Origin of the sequence: Nonlabens xylanidelens (assembly GCF_002934445.1) — a bacterium.
Classification (GTDB): Bacteria; Bacteroidota; Bacteroidia; order Flavobacteriales; family Flavobacteriaceae; genus Nonlabens; species Nonlabens xylanidelens.
This window is the reverse complement of record NZ_PTJE01000005.1, coordinates 159,323-175,842: the sequence shown is the minus strand read 5'-3', so window position 1 is coordinate 175,842 and position 16,520 is coordinate 159,323. Positions and strand designations below refer to the sequence as shown.

The following is a 16,520-nucleotide window of genomic DNA, read 5'->3' as shown; positions in this document are numbered from 1 at the left end:
ATGTATGAGGATAAAAGTAGTCTATTAAAAACTTGTATAGTGGTTTCTCCTAGCTGTAGGACAAGATCTTTATAAAAGTCTATTTACTATTAATTAGGGCACAAGATTTTACCATATAATTGGTTCCATTCCTTTTTCTTTTAAATATTCATTAGTCTTTGAAAAGTGTCTATTCCCAAACCAGTACCCACGGTTTGCACTTAACGGTGATGGATGACCGCTTTCTAGTATAAGATGCGCATTCTTATCTATGAGTTTTGCTTTTCCTTTAGCAAATCCACCCCATAATAGAAACACGACATCTTTACGTTCTTGAGATATTTTTTTAATAATAGCATCTGTAAATTTCTCCCAACCCTTTTTTTGGTGGCTTCCAGCCTTACCTTCTTCTACAGTAAGCACTGCATTTAAAAGCAACACACCTTGATCTGCCCAGTGTTCTAGATTACCAGAATCTGGATATGGCTTATCTAAATCTGTTGCTATTTCCTTAAAAATATTGATCAAACTAGGTGGGTGTTTTACCCCATCAGAAACTGAAAAGCAAAGACCATTTCCTTGTCCAGCACCATGATATGGGTCTTGACCTATGATAACCACTTTTATCTTATCAAACGGAGTACGATTAAGAGCGGCAAAAATTTTGTCCTCTGGTGGGTAGCAAGTATATCGCTTATAAGCCTCACTAACAAAGCTTTTCAATTCTTCATAATAAGGTTGACTTAAATCGTCTAGCAATACCTCTTTCCATGTGGACTCCATTTGCATTTTCATGAATTCTTTTTTTTTGTAAAGTTAGAAATACCTAATATAAATTATACCTGTGCTATTCAATTACTTTCCATTTAGTATAGATCATAAAGAAGAAACTAAAACAACAGCTGCACAAATCAAAAGCTAGAAACTCAAACCTAAATCCGTACTTTTGCAAAAACAAAAATATCTCATGCTTATATTAGGAATTGCCGGTGGAACAGGTAGCGGTAAAACTACAGTGGTAGAACAAATGGTACATGAATACCCTGATCACGAAGTAACCGTAATATCTCAAGATTCTTATTATAAAGATACTAGCGATCTTACATATGAAGAACGCACACAAATCAACTTTGATCATCCAGAAAGCATAGACTTTGATCTTTTAGAAAAACACCTGCTAGAATTAAAAAAAGGTAATACTATAGACCAACCAGTTTATAGCTTTGTGGAGCACAATCGTACTGGTGAGACCATAAAAACAGCACCTAGTAAAGTAGTTATCGTAGAAGGTATTCTTATACTTACCATGCCGCGCATACGCAAGTTATTTGATATAAAAGTATACATAGACTGTGATAGCGATGAGCGATTGATTAGAAGATTAAAACGTGATATTGCAGACCGTGGTCGTGATCTTAATGAAGTCTTAGAACGTTACCAAACGACGTTAAAACCTATGCACCAACAGTTTATAGAAATCACTAAAGCCTATGCAGACGTGATTATACCTACAAATAGATTTAATACCGTAGGTGTTAAAATCTTGCGTACTATTATCGATCAAAAGCTAGGATAATTTCTTAAATTTCCACTTATGGGATTAAAAAAATTAAAAGCTAATCCGTGGTGGAGGTTTTTTAGTAATAAATACACACTCATCACCATCTTCTTTGCCATCTGGATATGTTTTCTAGATGCAAATGCATGGATGACATCTCATAGAGAGATAGACAAGCAACTTGCCGAAAAACAAGAAAATGCCGATTTCTATAGGAAAGGTATTGCTCGTGATAAGGCAAAAATAGCTTCACTACAAGATAGCTTGGGGCTAGAAAAATATGCTAGAGAACGTTATTTAATGAAGCGCGAAAATGAAGAAGTATTCATCATTCAACACGCAGATTCTGTAAAAACTGAAGAAAATGAGTAAAGAACTTTTTAAAGATTTTGATGCTGTTTCTGAAGCACAGTGGAAACAGAAAATCCAGATGGACCTTAAAGGTGCAGACTATAATGAAACTCTTATTACCGCTACCAGAGAAGGTATTCATATAAAGCCTTTTTATCATAGCGAGAGTGCGCCAGATATTAATATCACTAATCGTTCTACACAGACTAATGACTGGTATATATCTCAAAAAGTATATGCTGGTAATGCTGCAGCTGCAAATAAAAAAGCTCTAGATATATTAAATCGTGGTGGTGAAGGAATTATATTTATCATTCCTAATCCTAGCATAGATCCTACTCTATTGTTTAAAGATCTACCTAAAGTAGGTGTACAGATTCACACTCAATTTTTTGACCTGGATTATATAAAATCCATTCATCAAATTGCACCGCATGCTTATGTTCACATAGATATCATTCATCAATTAGCGAGTGATGGAAACTGGTTTAAGAATAAAAATCATGATTATAAAAACTTAGATTCATTTCTTGATAAGTTTGATGGCTATTTCTCAAATATCACTATTAACACATCTACCTATCAACAAGCTGGTGCTACCATTACTCAAGAACTAGCTTATTTTACAGCTCATCTTAACGAGTATTTAAATCATTTAAATGAAGGTGGTACGCTATCCGCTTTCGCGAAAGCGGGAAAAAGAATCAACATAGACACGGTTATAGGTAGCAATTACTTTTTTGAGATCGCAAAATATCGTGCCTATCGCATTTTAACCAAAACTTTGGGAGATGTTTACGCAATCGATTTAGGTTGTTATATTACGGCAACTCCTAGCCTGCGCAATAAATCCTTAATGGATTATAATGTGAACATGCTGCGCACAACTACCGAGTGTATGAGCGCAATTTTAGGTGGTGCAGACACTTTATGCAACATTCCATATGATACATTTTTTAACAAAGAAAATGAATTTGGAGATCGCATAGCACGCAATCAGTTGAGAATTCTAAAAGATGAGGCTTATCTTAATCAAATAGGAAATGCAGCTGACGGTTCTTACTACATTGATACCATTACCAAGCAACTGGTAGAAAAAGCACTTGACATTTTTAAAGATATAGAGAACGCAGGTGGTTTTACACAGTCCCTTTTTGATGGCACTATACAGCGTAAGATCAAGGAAAGTGCACAACAAGAGCAAGAAGATTTCAATACAGGAAAACGTGTTCTTATAGGAGCAAATAAGCATCCTAATGCGGCATTACCTTTACAAAAAGAGTACGAAATATTACCTTTTAGAAAAATTGAGCCTCGTAAAACATTGATCCAACCTATCGTTACCAAAAGAATTACAGAAGAGCTGGAAAAGAGTGAAATCAAGAAGTTGTAATGTCTTTTAACTCACAAATATGTATTCACAGATGCGGACTTAAGTCCGCACCTATAGATACCTGTGATTTTTTATTTCCAAAAGGGAGAATTAATGCTGCCCTTTGGAACATAGTGTTTCTTTTTATGTTTTTGATAATGACTTCTTGTAACCCTCAAAGTCCCGACGAAACACTTATTGGTAACTGGAAAGTAACCAGCATTATACATGTGGACTCTCAAGAAGGCATCATAAACATTCCAAGAAGAGGAAATGAAGGACTCATAAAAACTCATTTCCATGAAACAGATGTGTATCAATTTCAACTAAAAAGAGAATTGACCATTTCAAGCGAATTCAGAACCTGGCCACAAGCCAGATTTTATAATATTAGTAAAGATAAAGAGCTACAACTTTTCCTAAGAAACCCTAATTCTAATCAAGATATGAAACCATTGGTAAAGTTTCAAATTATAGAAATAGATAAAGATAACATGACGCTGCAATCCATAAGTGATGGAAAACAAGAAAATGCGCAAGTAACTTTGATAAGACTCAAAAATGAATAAAATCGAGCTTACATCATTTATTCATAGGTGCGGACTTAAGTCCGCACCTATGAATAAATATTTCCCTAAGAGTAGAATTAACTCTACCCTATTGAAAACGGCTTTGATTTTTTGTTTCCTATGTACTTCATGCTCTTCAAAATTGGACTCGAATACTATCATTGGTAAATGGAAGGTAAAAAACATAACCTTAAATAATTCACCTTCTGCATTTGATTCACAAATGTTAGATGATATTTTTTATTATAATTTAGAGTGGGAATTTGAAAGTGATGGTTCACTAATTCAAAAAGAATCTTTTACGAATTTAAATGCTAGCTTTTATCGAGTCGAAGGAAATATGCTAAGATTTTACAAATCTAAAGACATGATTCCTTCAGAATTAATTTTAGCTAAAAAAAATAGAGAATTATTTGATTTTTCAAAAGTTGAATTAGAAAAAATACGAAATGAGTAGAAAAGACATCTCCAACATAAAACCTAACTACGATTTTCATACTAAGCGATCAGAAACCGCTGTTTATGAAACATCTGAAGGGATTTCTATAAAAAAAGAATACACAAAAGAAGATGTTGAAAATCTGGAACATCTCGATTTTGTAGCTGGTATAGCACCCAACTTGCGTGGACCTTATTCTACTATGTACGTGCGTAGACCTTGGACAGTAAGACAGTATGCAGGTTTTTCTAGTGCGACAGAATCTAATGCTTTTTATAAACGTAATCTCGCTGCTGGACAGAAAGGACTTTCTGTAGCCTTTGACCTGGCAACGCATAGAGGTTATGACAGTGACCACGATCGTGTGGTAGGTGATGTAGGAAAAGCAGGTGTTGCCATAGATAGTGTTGAGGATATGAAAATCCTTTTTGACTCTATTCCGCTAGATAAAATGTCGGTTTCTATGACCATGAATGGTGCGGTTTTACCTATCATGGCATTCTACATAGTTGCAGCAATGGAACAAGGTGTGGATCAAAAACTGTTGAGTGGTACGATACAAAATGATATTCTTAAAGAATTCATGGTACGTAACACCTATATCTATCCGCCTACTCCTAGTATGCAAATTATCTCAGATATTTTTGAGTACACAAGTAAACACATGCCTAAGTTCAACTCGATTTCTATATCTGGTTACCACATGTATGAAGCAGGCGCGACTAGTGATATAGAACTAGCCTACACACTTGCAGATGGTCTAGAATATGTACGCAAAGGACTAGCTGCAGGAATGGACATCGATACCTTTGCTCCTCGCCTATCTTTCTTTTGGGCAATAGGAATGAATCATTTCATGGAAATTGCCAAAATGCGTGCAGCACGTATGCTTTGGGCAAAAATGATCAAACAATTTAAGCCTAAAAATGCCAAATCTCTTGCATTAAGAACACACTGTCAGACATCTGGTTGGTCACTTACAGAGCAAGATCCATTTAACAACGTGGCTAGAACTGCTATTGAGGCTAGTGCAGCCGCATTCGGTGGTACACAAAGTTTACATACTAATGCACTCGATGAGGCAATTGCTTTACCTACGGATTTCAGTGCACGTATAGCTAGAAATACACAGTTATTTTTACAAGAAGAAACTGGTATTACAAAAACCGTAGATCCATGGGCAGGTTCTTATTATGTAGAATCCCTTACAGATCAAATTGCTGATAAGGCTTGGGAACTTATTGAAGAAGTAGAAGAACTAGGTGGAATGACCAAAGCCATAGAGGCAGGAATTCCTAAAATGCGCATAGAAGAAGCCGCTGCAAAGAAACAAGCACGTATAGATTCTGGAATAGATACCATTGTAGGAGTGAATAAATATCCTAGCCCAGACGAGGATAACATAGACACTCTAGAGGTAGATAACGCCGCAGTACGTATTGAGCAAATCGATAGGTTAACCGATATTAAAGCCACGAGAGACACTCAAAAAGTAGAAAAAGCTTTAAAAGCGCTGACAAATTGCGCTAGAACTAAAGAAGGTAATTTACTAGAACTTGCTGTAAATGCGGCAAGAGAACGAGCTACACTAGGCGAAATTTCAGATGCTTTAGAAGAGGTTTACGGTCGTTATAGAGCGACTATAAAAAGTGTACAAGGAGTATATAAGAAAGAGATTATGAATGATTCCGCTTTCGCGAAAGCGCAACAACTAGCAGACCAATTTGCCAAAATCGAAGGACGTAGACCTAGAATAATGATCGCAAAAATGGGACAAGACGGACACGATCGAGGCGCCAAAGTAGTCGCTACTGGTTATGCAGATGTAGGTTTTGACGTAGATATAGGTCCATTGTTTCAAACACCAGCAGAAGCAGCTAAACAAGCCGTAGAAAACGATGTACACGTTTTGGGTGTTTCTTCTCTTGCAGCAGGTCACAAAACACTTGTGCCGCAAGTAATGGAAGAGCTTAATAAATATGGCCGTGAGGACATCATGATAGTAGTTGGTGGCGTTATACCGAGAAAAGATTATCAGTTTCTCTTTGATGCTGGAGTAGCCGCAGTCTTCGGCCCTGGAACTAAAATTAGTGAGGCAGCAATTGATATTTTAGGATTATTGATGCCAGAAGAATAATTCTCATAAAAAACAACATTGAAATTTTTAGACCAATAGATCATCAAATTATTGAAAAGCCAGGTGTTATGCTTGGCTTTTTGGATTGATATAACAAGCATTATTAAATTCTGGATATTAAATAATAGCTTTAAACAATATTTTTTCAAAATCCACTTTATAAAAGTAACCAACCTTTATCTCTTGAAATCTAACCTCGCATCTGTCCTATTTGTTTTTTTGATAACTAACATTTGCTTCTCACAAAACCTTGTTTTAAATGGAAGTTTTGAGGAGTTTGAAAAATGTCCAGATGATTACTCCCAATTTAATGGTAATGTAAAAGATTGGATAGTTCCTACCCTAGCAACTCCAGACTTCTATTCGTCATGTAATAAATTTAGTCCTGCTGGCGTGCCTAATAACGTTAACGGATGGCAAAAAGCAAAAGAAGGAAATAGCTATGCAGGTATAATTTTATTAAACCACCAAAATTATAGAGAATATATCACTGGTTCTTTGCAAAAAAAATTAATCGAAGGTCAAAATTACAAAATAAAGTTTTTTATCTCACTCGCAGAAAAGTCAGGACTAAGCACAAACTCTATAGGGGTCTTATTTAACTCAAATCGAGAAAACTTTACTACCTATAAAAATTTTGATGGATTAACAATTACAGAAACCAAAAACAGTGTAAATAATATTGACTTTAATGAACAAAAGAAAAAAGATGATTTTTCTTACCTAGTAGACTTATCAACGGTAGAAACTTTCAAAGATTCTAAAAACTGGACCTTAGTTGAAACTGAATTCATAGCAAATGGAACAGAAAAATATTTTACTATAGGTAACTTTAAAAGCAATCTAGAAACTAAATATAAACTGACTAGATCAAGAGTTGAAGGACCTTCATCTTATTATTATATAGATGACGTAAGTATAGAAGAAATAGAAGAGGAAATAAAAGTTGAGAATACCTTTAAACTCAATTCCATCTACACCTTAAAATCAGTGCTTTTTGATTTTGATAAAGCAACATTGATTGAGAAAACTACTCAAGAACTAGATGAACTAGTAACTTATTTGAAATCACATCTTGATTTAAAAGTGACTATAAACGGTCATACCGACTATTTAGGAAACGCTGCATACAATCAAAAACTATCTGAAGACAGAGCAAAAAGTGTTGCAAACTATCTCATCAATAAAGGAATATCAAAAGATAGAATCAACTACAGAGGCTATGGAGAATCACAACCCATCGATCCTAACGAGCCAGAAGATGCGCAAGCAAAAAATAGACGTGTGGAGTTTGTGTTGAGAAAATAGTAATTTGCGATAATCACAAACATCTTATCCTTAGTTGGTAGTTATCACAAGTTTGTTATTGCAAATGATCCTAATATTGTACTATAAATCAGTATTATGAGAATTATAATCCTATTACGACTTGTTATATTATACCTTTTAGTAAGTAGTTTTGCTGCTGGAATAAATAGCGCAAAACTTAAAAGGAACATAAAAGAAGTAACTGATAATACCGCAAACAGTATATCTGGAATCTATAAATGCAATCCGGAGAAGAAATATAATTTTAGATATGGGAAATTATCCGTAGTAAAAGTTAATAGATTACAGCATACGCTAGATAAGATGTTGCTTAATCAACCATTAGATAATAAACCTTTAAATGCTTTGGATCTAATAGAACAAATTAGAGATATTACAGTTCATGTAGAAGTAAATACAAAAGATCAGGTCTTGCAGATCACTGATTACCATAACAAAGCATCTCAATTTACCGCTACCATTCCTTATACCGTAAAAGATGGATTTCTATATTTGGATAATAAAAATATAAAAAGAAAAGGCGTGCCATTCATCTTTTACACCTATTCAAAATCACAAGTAAGAATAGGTTTAAGTAACGATAATCACTTACTGGTTCAGAGATCTTCAGAATCTCATGGATCCATTTTTATAATGAGTGCCGGATCTAGCTCTGATACTGTTTATGAGTTTGAGCGGTTAACTGATTAAGTAGTTTACTTACTCCTTCTTCTCTCACGTCGCAATCTTCTAGCTTCTTTTTTCTTTAAAAAATAAAGTTTTCTTTTCTCTGAAATACTTAAATCATCACGATCTCTATTTTGCAAATCAATAAGCTCTTGATTATCGGCATCTTTAAGAGGTACATTTCTATAATCTCTAACGTTAAAACGGATACCTAAAGCTAGATTTATAAATTTACCTTTATCAAAAGTATCTCCTAATGCAGGAGCACTATTTATATTATAGGAGATAGATTCATAACTGGGACTTAAATATATGGATGTAGCACTAGACAAATTGTATTCTATGCTAGTCGTTATTCTAAATACATTTCCAGTATCTCTAAATTTACCACCACCTTGTTCTGTACTTTGTCTATTCTTATTTTGACTGTATCCATAACCTAGATCTGCAGTGATATTCCAGTCGTCATTTAATTGATAATCATAACCTAGAAACAGATAAGCATTGAACTTAGTAGCTCTATTAAACTCTCCTATCACATCTGTATTTTTTACACTGAAAAAGTCTTGACTCAGTGCACCTCCTACATAAATGTTTTTATAAATGTCAAATTGCATTCTTATTCCGTAGCCAGTACCGTCAGATAATCCGTTACCTATGAAGTTATCGCCGCTAGGCAAAGCACGTTGCAAATAAAAATCTACTGCAAAAACACGATCTGGTAAGCTATGAGACTTTTCTGTTGTATTTTCTTGACTATAAGAATAATAACCTGATAAAACAGTTGCTATTATAAGTATTTTTCTAGTAATTAATCTCATAACGCTCTGTAGGATTGTTAATGGTAAATTGTTCATTTACTTCGTTTCCGGCAGCATCTCTATAATTCACATCTATAACAGATGGATAAAAGGCTCTAAATTCAAATAAACCATCATCTGTTGTTTGATTTACCAAATCGATGATCTCATCTTCAAACTCACAATTTTCATCTCTTACAAAAGAGTTATTCTCGTACAATTCGTCACAATAAATCGCAAAATAATTAATGGTTACATCATAGACAGTTGTAGTACCTGATGTATTTATAAACTCTAATTCCACATTTGCCATATCTGTCATAGTAATTGATGGAATATCTAGAGTAAGATCTTGATTAAAACTATCACTTGCTACAGCTAGTATTTTACTAGAATCATCAACTCCTTTTATATGAACATAATATCTATAGGCAGTATCAAACAACATGGTAAAAGAAACGGCTCCATTCTCATCGGTTGTTCCTTTACCTAATAAAAAATCTCTGTCAGGCTCTGAAGTTTTTGTTAGATTCTGTCCGTTAATTGAGAAGAAATCATAAGATCTATAAGTCGTTACCTCTACCGATGCGTTGACAAGTGGCAAACCACTAGAATCAACTATTCTAGTTTTAAAAAATGCACGCTTATCGTCGTCTAGTCTGGCCTCGCAAGAAATTAAAAGAATGGGTAGTAACAGAAAAAGTAACTTCTTCATCTAGGTTGGTTTATAGATAGATGTAGAATTTTAAAAAAGGTTGCTTATCATTATAAAGAAAAGTACAATTATTTTGTAATCACGTCTGCGCCTAGAAATTTATCATCTTTGTTATAATACCATTTACGTACTTTAGGCATGTGTATTCCATTGATTAAATGGCTATCAGATAATAAAATGTACTCTCCAGAATCAGGTTTTATATTACCTTTTTCATTTGTTCTAAAAAATTGATAGATTTCCATTTTATAAGAAATTGGATCAAAATAAAAGAACCACACATCGCTTCCTACCGCTTCATTATAAGAAGCTTTTACTACTAAGTATTCTTTGCCTTTAAAGGTTTTACGTTCTACTTTAGGATCTATATGAGTTCCTTCATCCTTTAATTTCATCGGTAAACCGTACAAATAGGTATAATAGTTTTTCATAAAAACAGCTCTTTCATTGTCTTTATCAGTACTCACCGCTTTAGTTTCAGGAGATCTCAAATCCTTTTTATCTACTGAGGTATTTTCTTTATCTACCGCATAAATAGTTATGACACTATCACGAGTTGCGGCTACACTAAATTTTTGAGCAGGTAAGTCTATTAAAATATCACTCACACGAGCTGGTTTATCTGGCGTAGACATCGTAACCTGTAAATTTCCTTTAAAACTATTCCAGTTTCCACTAGGGTCATGAACTTTGATTGCTTTATCCAGTAGTTGCTGTCCTGTAATTTCTTGCGCAACTCCATTAAAAAAAGCTCCTATAAATAAAAGTGAGAAAAGATATTTCATGGCTATAAATTTTAAGCTAATATAACTAATAACCAGTTGCTCCATAAAATCATAAATACAAAAAACTCCCAAAAGCGATGGCTCTTGAGAGTTTTAAAAATTGTAATTATAGTTTGAAATATAACTTAGTCTTTGTGCATAAAAGCCTGCTTTTCTAACAGCACTTCTTTAGTCTCTACGACGTCATCATCTGGCACACAACAATCTACCGGACATACCGCAGCACATTGTGGCTCTTCATGAAAACCTACACACTCGGTACATTTATCTGGGACTATATAATAAAACTCGTCACTTACTGGTTCTTGCGTCTCATTAGAATCGACTTCTTTACCGTTAGGTAAAACAACATTTCCATCTAAATCTGTACCATCTGCATAGCGCCAGTCATCTGCTGCTTCATAAATTGCCGTGTTAGGACACTCAGGTTCACACGCTCCACAATTAATACATTCGTCTGTTATGATGATTGCCATAGCTTTTCTTTACTTTTGTGCAAAAATAGTGCCTTGTGAACACATTGTCAATAAATACCACGTTAAATGATCGTATTTCCGCTTTCGCGAAAGCGGGATCCCAACTATCTTCTTACCTAAAAGGTACCCTAGAGTCTCTCACAGACTCAGGTGCAAGCTGGCAAGATATCATAAAACAAAGACTGGAACTAGCAGAACGTAAGAACTCATGGTTTACAGAAGACACTTTACATTTTTCCATTCAGGAATGGGCAAATGCCTTAACCGTAGAGAATCTAACTAACTGGACACAAGCCTATGAGCTAGAAAAAATAAGCTCTAAAAATGTAGCACTTATTACGGCTGGTAACTTACCACTAGTAGGTTTTCATGATGTTTTATGTGTCATTATTTCAGGACATCATGCGATGATTAAAAATTCTAGCAATGATGACGTACTCACTCCTTTATTACTAGAAATAGCAACTTCTTACTGTCCAGAACTGGCTACATCTTACTCTTATGCAAACGGTAAATTAGAAAATTATGACGCGGTAATCGCTACCGGAAGTAATAATACAGCTCGATACTTTGAACATTATTTTGGTAAAAAGCCTAATATCATACGTAAAAATAGAAATAGTGTTGCCGTTTTAACAGGAAATGAAACACTAGAACAAATGGAAGCGCTTAGTAAAGATGTGTTTCTTTATTTTGGTCTAGGTTGCAGAAGTGTGAGTCATTTAAAAGTGCCCAAAGGATATAATTTTGATCTGTTTTTTAATGGCATGTTCGTTAGAAAAGAACTTATTAAAAATGAAAAATACCTAAATAACTACGACTATAACAAAGCCGTTTATTTAATGAGCGAGTTTGATTTATTAGATAACGAGTTCTTATTAATCAAAGAAGAAAATGACAGCTACTCCTCTCCTATTGCTAGTTTAGGCTATAGTTATTACGATAATTTAGAAGACCTAGCGACAGAGTTTCAAGAAAATGCAGATAAGTTACAATGCGTTGTAGCATCTGGACCAGCAGCCAGTACTGTAAGTAATTCGTTAGGAGAACTGACTGCACCACAGATAGTAGAATTCGGTTCTACACAAACACCTGGATTACAAGACTATGCAGACGGTGTGGATACGATTCATTTTTTGTTGACATTATCTTAAAAACCTTATCGATTATATAACATAATTTGGCGTTCTATTTTGCATTTTTGTAATTCATTCAAAAGATGACACACAATGCTTAAGCACAATTTTAGCGCAGGACCATGCATACTGCCACAAGAAGTTTTTAAAAAAGCAGCGGCAGCTGTTCTTAATTTCAACGATTTAAGTATCCTAGAAATTTCCCACCGTAGTAAGGATTTTGTTTCGGTCATGGAAAAAGCTCAATCCCTAGCGCTGGAACACTTAGGTTTAACTGGCAAAGGTTATAAAGCATTATTCTTAGGTGGTGGAGCAAGTATGCAGTTTTTAATGGTTGCTTATAACCTTTTAGAGAAAAAAGCAGCTTACTTAAACACTGGTACTTGGGCAGATAAGGCTATTAAAGAAGCTAAAATGTTTGGTGAGGTTATAGAAGTAGCTTCTTCAAAAGCAGATAATTATAATCACATTCCTAAAGGTTATGTAATCCCTGAAGATGTGGATTATTTCCATTTTCAGACTAATAATACCATTTTTGGTACTCAAATGCAGTACACTCCAGATGTGTCTGTTCCATTAATTTGTGATATGAGTAGTGATATATTTTCAAGACAACGTGATTTTGAAAAATACGATTTGATTTATGCAGGTGCTCAAAAAAATATGGGTCCAGCAGGAACTACTTTAATCGTTGTAAAAGAAGATATTTTAGGTAAAGTCTCTAGACAAATACCTTCTATGTTAGACTATAGAACACATATCTCAAAAGATTCTATGTTCAATACTCCACCAGTATTTCCTATTTATGTAAGTATGCTTACACTAGAATGGTTAAAAGAAAATGGCGGTATAGATGCTATAGAAAAATTAAATAACCAGAAAGCCGCATTAATCTATAATGAAATAGATCGCAATGAGTTGTTCAATGGTTTTGTAAAAGAGAAAGAAGACAGATCTGCTATGAATGCTACATTTGTTTTAAATGATAGCGCACACACTGCAGCATTTGATGCTATGTGGAAAGAAGCAGGAATCAATGGTTTAAACGGTCATAGATCTGTAGGTGGTTATCGTGCAAGCATGTATAACGCATTAACTCTAGAGAGCGTACAAACTCTTGTAGATGTAATGCAGCAGTTAGAAAAAAATGCTTAAGAATTAATAATCATAGATTTTTAATAACGAAATCTTTTCTCCAACCCTAAAGGGTGAGATTTCATTAGAACTTAAATTTGACTCAAAGTTTAATATAATAAGTCAACTGTTTCTGCACCCTTTTAAGGTTAGGAAACGGAAACAAAAGAAACTAAAATGAAAATACTAGCAAACGACGGTGTCTCACAAAGCGGAATTGATAAATTAACCGCAGCTGGTCACGAGGTAATTACTACTAATGTCGCACAAGGACAATTAGAAGAATATATAAATAAAAATGAAGTAGCAGTACTTTTAGTAAGATCTGCAACTACGGCTCGTAAAGAGTTAATTGACAACTGCCCAAGTCTTAAGATTATAGGACGCGGTGGTGTTGGTATGGATAATATAGATGTGGCTTATGCACGTGAAAAAGGACTTAAAGTAATTAACACTCCTGCGGCAAGTAGCGCCAGTGTGGCCGAGTTAGTTTTTGGTCACCTTTACGGTGGTGTAAGGTTCTTATATGACGCAAACAGAAACATGCCCCTAGAAGGAGATAGTAACTTCAAAGGTTTAAAGAAAGCATATGCAAAAGGTTCTGAATTACGTGGTAAAACTTTAGGAATTATAGGTATAGGTCGCATAGGGCAAGAAGTTGCAAAAATTGCAGCAGGTGTAGGTATGAAAGTAGTTGCTCATGATAGTTTTGCCGATAAGGCTCCTACTGTATCTTGGGATCTTTTTGATGGACAGACAGTACAAGTAGAAATTCCTCTTGTAGAAAAAGAAGAATTACTTAAAACTGCAGACTTCGTTACTATTCATGTTCCTGCACAAGAGAATTATGTGATAGGCGCAGAAGAATTAGCACAAATGAAACAAGGAGCTGCTATAGTTAATGCTGCTCGTGGAGGTGTTTTAGACGAGGTTGCTCTAGTAAATGCGCTAGAGACAGAGCATATTTCTTTTGCTGCACTAGATGTTTTTGAAAAAGAACCACAACCAGAAATAGTCTTGTTAATGAATGATAAACTTTCATTAAGTCCACATATAGGCGCTGCAACTAATGAAGCACAGGACCGTATAGGAACTGAGCTGGCTGATCAGATTATTGAGATATTAGGGTAATACGTTCTAGATATTCATTAAAAAAAAACCGCAATCTTATCGATTGCGGTTTTTTTGATTCTATTAACACAACAATACTAGTACCTACAATAAATTTGCAGCTATTAAAACAATACTATATAAAGCAGATTCTCGTGGTCATGCAAATCAATGCTAGTTAATCAGTTATAAAAAATTTAGTTTTGCAAATGATCAAGAATTAAGTAGTCAAGATGGTTTTGAAATTTGGGATACACCATCATTTAACATGAAGTCCATGTCAGACAATGTTGAAGTTTTATTAATGGAAGTGCCTATGAAATAAAATTATCATTTTATTATTGTACATAGATTTTTCTCAATTTCACTCATAAATGTTAGAAGACCATTTTATACCACCTATAAAAAGTAGAACAGACCAAGAGCTATTGCAAATAGTTGGTGCACCTCAAAAATGGACAACTGACGCTGTAAACCTATCAATTATCGAACTGAAATCTAGAAAAATTCCATCTAGAAAAATCGAGATGGCTACTTACTTAGAATCAAAAAAAGAAAAAATTAAAGCTCTAAAAAAAGAAAAAGAAAGCTATAATATATTTGATTTTATATTTTCACCGACATTGACACTCATAGAAATTATTTTTTCATGGGAATTAAAAAAAGATGGATTTGATCGTAAGGCTAGGCAGCAAAAGAACTTTAGAATTTTCTTATTACTGTTGAGTATTTTAATTCTAACCTTTATAAAAATAGCCAGTTACTTCTAGTTTTAATTAAAATTTATGTAACAATTATACCCCAATACTCGTCACATAAGCATACCCAAAACTAAATAAGATGCTTAAAAAGATAATATTAGGAATGGTCTTCATTCTTATAATAGCCATTGCCGCAGGTGGATATGCTATTTACTCCTTTTTTCCTGAAGATGATCATGTAGCAACGTTTGCCTTAAACCATCCAGATAAAGCGGCCTTTATGCTAGTGCGCAACGATACCGTTATCGCACAGCGCAACATACACAAGAAAATGCCTCTGGCTAGTACGGTAAAATTTATTATTGCTATTGAATTTGCAGAGCAAGCTTCTAATGGAACCATAGATGCTCAAGAAAAAATATTGAAAAGTGATCTTCTTAATTACTATGTTCCTAACACAGACGGCGGTGCTCATGAAAAGTGGTCAGACAGTGATGAAACTCTAGAATATGGAGATAGCATTCCTTTACAACACATAGCCAAAGGGATGATGCAATACAGCTCTAATGCAAATTCTGAATGGTTAATGGAAAAGCTTGGTCTGGTAAATATTAATAAGCAATTAGAAAAGCTAGAATTAAAAGACCATACAGAGATTTATCCTTTTGTTTCCTCCTTATTTATTACTACAGATTTATTTCCTGATCTAGAAACTGATGCTGTTGTAAAAAAAGTAAACTCGTTATCCATGAATGAATACACCATTCATTCTCTTCGTATTCATGAAAAGTTGAAGAAAGATACTGAATATAGAAATCAAAAACTGGATTTAAATGAAGCGATACAACGTATATGGTCCGACAGGTTGCCCGCCGGCAGTGTGAGTGACTATATCTCTATAATGAAAAAGCTCAATTCTAAAACCTACTTCGATACAACTACACAAGTTATCCTAGATGATATTATAGAAACTAGTATGGTCTATAATTCTACTAAGGAGTATTATGAGCATTTAGGTAGCAAGGGTGGCTCTACCTTATTTATAATGAATATGTCACTCTATGCGACAGATAAAAAGGGTAACACTACAGAGATGGCTTATTTCTTTAATGACTTAAATGCTCAAGAACGTAAAAAACTAACCATGTCTATGCATGATTTTGATCGTGCCGTACTCAGAAATCGCAAAATGACAGAATCCATAAAAATGTATTATACCGATTAATTAAGGTTATTGGTCGGTAATAATTGCGCTTTCGCGAA

General features: G+C 34.4%; 19 protein-coding genes. 14 read left to right on the top strand and 5 right to left on the bottom strand.

Annotated features, from left to right (window positions below):
• Positions 1–108 precede the first annotated feature (108 nt).
• Positions 109–774: a uracil-DNA glycosylase gene (gene ung / locus LY01_RS11365; protein WP_104515976.1), complete on the bottom strand. Its 666-nt coding sequence runs from the start codon at positions 772–774 to the stop codon at positions 109–111.
• Between the two features lie 172 nt (positions 775–946).
• Here ung and udk point away from each other — a divergent pair, with 172 nt between their 5' ends.
• The 8 genes from udk (at position 947) to LY01_RS11325 (ending at position 8,424) form a co-directional block, all read left to right on the top strand.
• Positions 947–1,555, top strand: a complete 609-nt coding sequence (gene udk / locus LY01_RS11360) for a uridine kinase (RefSeq protein ID WP_104515975.1) — start codon at positions 947–949, stop codon at positions 1,553–1,555.
• 18 nt (positions 1,556–1,573) lie between these two features.
• Positions 1,574–1,909 (top strand): FtsB family cell division protein, encoded by a 336-nt coding sequence (locus tag LY01_RS11355; protein WP_104515974.1) that lies wholly within the window; start codon positions 1,574–1,576, stop codon positions 1,907–1,909.
• The gene (locus tag LY01_RS11350) at positions 1,902–3,281 is read left to right on the top strand and encodes a methylmalonyl-CoA mutase subunit beta (protein WP_104515973.1); all 1,380 of its coding nucleotides are present in this window, start codon (positions 1,902–1,904) and stop codon (positions 3,279–3,281) included. The genes LY01_RS11355 and LY01_RS11350 overlap by 8 nt, the downstream gene beginning before the upstream one ends.
• 125 nt (positions 3,282–3,406) lie before the next feature.
• Positions 3,407–3,829 (top strand): hypothetical protein, encoded by a 423-nt coding sequence (locus tag LY01_RS11345; protein ID WP_146080422.1) that lies wholly within the window; start codon positions 3,407–3,409, stop codon positions 3,827–3,829.
• Between the two features lie 49 nt (positions 3,830–3,878).
• On the top strand, positions 3,879–4,286 hold the full coding sequence (locus LY01_RS11340; protein WP_146080421.1) for a hypothetical protein: 408 nt from the start codon (positions 3,879–3,881) through the stop codon (positions 4,284–4,286).
• Positions 4,279–6,405, top strand: a complete 2,127-nt coding sequence (scpA, locus tag LY01_RS11335) for a methylmalonyl-CoA mutase (RefSeq protein WP_104515970.1) — start codon at positions 4,279–4,281, stop codon at positions 6,403–6,405. The genes LY01_RS11340 and scpA overlap by 8 nt, the downstream gene beginning before the upstream one ends.
• 183 nt (positions 6,406–6,588) lie before the next feature.
• Positions 6,589–7,713, top strand: a complete 1,125-nt coding sequence (locus LY01_RS11330; RefSeq protein WP_170034610.1) for an OmpA family protein — start codon at positions 6,589–6,591, stop codon at positions 7,711–7,713.
• A gap of 96 nt (positions 7,714–7,809) precedes the next feature.
• Entirely contained in the window at positions 7,810–8,424 is a 615-nt protein-coding gene (locus LY01_RS11325; protein WP_104515968.1) for a hypothetical protein, read from the top strand.
• A gap of 5 nt (positions 8,425–8,429) precedes the next feature.
• Here the strand turns inward: LY01_RS11325 and LY01_RS11320 are convergent, their stop codons facing one another.
• The 4 genes from LY01_RS11320 to LY01_RS11305 all read right to left on the bottom strand — a co-directional run bounded on the left by LY01_RS11320 (position 8,430) and on the right by LY01_RS11305 (position 11,176).
• A complete protein-coding gene (locus LY01_RS11320; RefSeq protein ID WP_104515967.1) occupies positions 8,430–9,221 on the bottom strand; it encodes a porin family protein in 792 nt (263 codons plus the stop codon).
• Positions 9,205–9,915, bottom strand: a complete 711-nt coding sequence (locus tag LY01_RS11315; RefSeq protein ID WP_104515966.1) for a hypothetical protein — start codon at positions 9,913–9,915, stop codon at positions 9,205–9,207. The genes LY01_RS11320 and LY01_RS11315 overlap by 17 nt, the downstream gene beginning before the upstream one ends.
• 68 nt (positions 9,916–9,983) lie before the next feature.
• Complete coding sequence (locus LY01_RS11310; RefSeq protein WP_104516002.1) at positions 9,984–10,700, bottom strand: DUF6503 family protein; 717 nt, start codon at positions 10,698–10,700, stop codon at positions 9,984–9,986.
• A gap of 125 nt (positions 10,701–10,825) precedes the next feature.
• Positions 10,826–11,176, bottom strand: a complete 351-nt coding sequence (locus tag LY01_RS11305) for a 4Fe-4S dicluster domain-containing protein (protein WP_104515965.1) — start codon at positions 11,174–11,176, stop codon at positions 10,826–10,828.
• Positions 11,177–11,211: 35 nt separating this feature from the next.
• Between LY01_RS11305 and LY01_RS11300 the strand changes: the two genes are divergently transcribed.
• From LY01_RS11300 to LY01_RS11280, 6 genes are all read left to right on the top strand, one after another.
• Complete coding sequence (locus tag LY01_RS11300; RefSeq protein ID WP_104515964.1) at positions 11,212–12,330, top strand: acyl-CoA reductase; 1,119 nt, start codon at positions 11,212–11,214, stop codon at positions 12,328–12,330.
• Positions 12,331–12,405: 75 nt separating this feature from the next.
• Positions 12,406–13,467 carry a 3-phosphoserine/phosphohydroxythreonine transaminase gene (gene serC, locus LY01_RS11295; RefSeq protein ID WP_104515963.1) on the top strand — a complete coding sequence of 354 codons (1,062 nt, stop codon included), beginning with the start codon at positions 12,406–12,408 and terminating at the stop codon, positions 13,465–13,467.
• Positions 13,468–13,623: 156 nt separating this feature from the next.
• Complete coding sequence (locus LY01_RS11290; RefSeq protein ID WP_104515962.1) at positions 13,624–14,577, top strand: D-2-hydroxyacid dehydrogenase; 954 nt, start codon at positions 13,624–13,626, stop codon at positions 14,575–14,577.
• Between the two features lie 160 nt (positions 14,578–14,737).
• On the top strand, positions 14,738–14,881 hold the full coding sequence (locus tag LY01_RS15395; protein ID WP_346222332.1) for a pirin family protein: 144 nt from the start codon (positions 14,738–14,740) through the stop codon (positions 14,879–14,881).
• A 49-nt stretch (positions 14,882–14,930) separates the two neighbouring features.
• Positions 14,931–15,326, top strand: a complete 396-nt coding sequence (locus LY01_RS11285; protein WP_104515961.1) for a hypothetical protein — start codon at positions 14,931–14,933, stop codon at positions 15,324–15,326.
• A 70-nt stretch (positions 15,327–15,396) separates the two neighbouring features.
• Positions 15,397–16,482 carry a serine hydrolase gene (locus tag LY01_RS11280; protein ID WP_104515960.1) on the top strand — a complete coding sequence of 362 codons (1,086 nt, stop codon included), beginning with the start codon at positions 15,397–15,399 and terminating at the stop codon, positions 16,480–16,482.
• Positions 16,483–16,520: the final 38 nt, after the last annotated feature.

Excerpts from the sequence above, each read along its gene's own strand:
- serC (WP_104515963.1), top strand. The coding sequence starts at position 12,406 with ATGCTTAAGCACAATTTTAGCGCAGGACCATGCATACTGCCACAAGAA.
- LY01_RS11325 (WP_104515968.1), top strand. The coding sequence starts at position 7,810 with ATGAGAATTATAATCCTATTACGACTTGTTATATTATACCTTTTAGTA.
- LY01_RS11315 (WP_104515966.1), bottom strand. The coding sequence starts at position 9,915 with ATGAAGAAGTTACTTTTTCTGTTACTACCCATTCTTTTAATTTCTTGC.
- LY01_RS11340 (WP_146080421.1), top strand. The coding sequence starts at position 3,879 with ATGAATAAATATTTCCCTAAGAGTAGAATTAACTCTACCCTATTGAAA.
- udk (WP_104515975.1), top strand. The coding sequence starts at position 947 with ATGCTTATATTAGGAATTGCCGGTGGAACAGGTAGCGGTAAAACTACA.
- LY01_RS11285 (WP_104515961.1), top strand. The coding sequence starts at position 14,931 with ATGTTAGAAGACCATTTTATACCACCTATAAAAAGTAGAACAGACCAA.
- LY01_RS11350 (WP_104515973.1), top strand. The coding sequence starts at position 1,902 with ATGAGTAAAGAACTTTTTAAAGATTTTGATGCTGTTTCTGAAGCACAG.
- LY01_RS11310 (WP_104516002.1), bottom strand. The coding sequence starts at position 10,700 with ATGAAATATCTTTTCTCACTTTTATTTATAGGAGCTTTTTTTAATGGA.
- LY01_RS11345 (WP_146080422.1), top strand. The coding sequence starts at position 3,407 with ATGTTTTTGATAATGACTTCTTGTAACCCTCAAAGTCCCGACGAAACA.
- LY01_RS11320 (WP_104515967.1), bottom strand. The coding sequence starts at position 9,221 with ATGAGATTAATTACTAGAAAAATACTTATAATAGCAACTGTTTTATCA.
- LY01_RS11355 (WP_104515974.1), top strand. The coding sequence starts at position 1,574 with ATGGGATTAAAAAAATTAAAAGCTAATCCGTGGTGGAGGTTTTTTAGT.
- LY01_RS11305 (WP_104515965.1), bottom strand. The coding sequence starts at position 11,176 with ATGGCAATCATCATAACAGACGAATGTATTAATTGTGGAGCGTGTGAA.
- LY01_RS11290 (WP_104515962.1), top strand. The coding sequence starts at position 13,624 with ATGAAAATACTAGCAAACGACGGTGTCTCACAAAGCGGAATTGATAAA.
- scpA (WP_104515970.1), top strand. The coding sequence starts at position 4,279 with ATGAGTAGAAAAGACATCTCCAACATAAAACCTAACTACGATTTTCAT.
- ung (WP_104515976.1), bottom strand. The coding sequence starts at position 774 with ATGAAAATGCAAATGGAGTCCACATGGAAAGAGGTATTGCTAGACGAT.
- LY01_RS11280 (WP_104515960.1), top strand. The coding sequence starts at position 15,397 with ATGCTTAAAAAGATAATATTAGGAATGGTCTTCATTCTTATAATAGCC.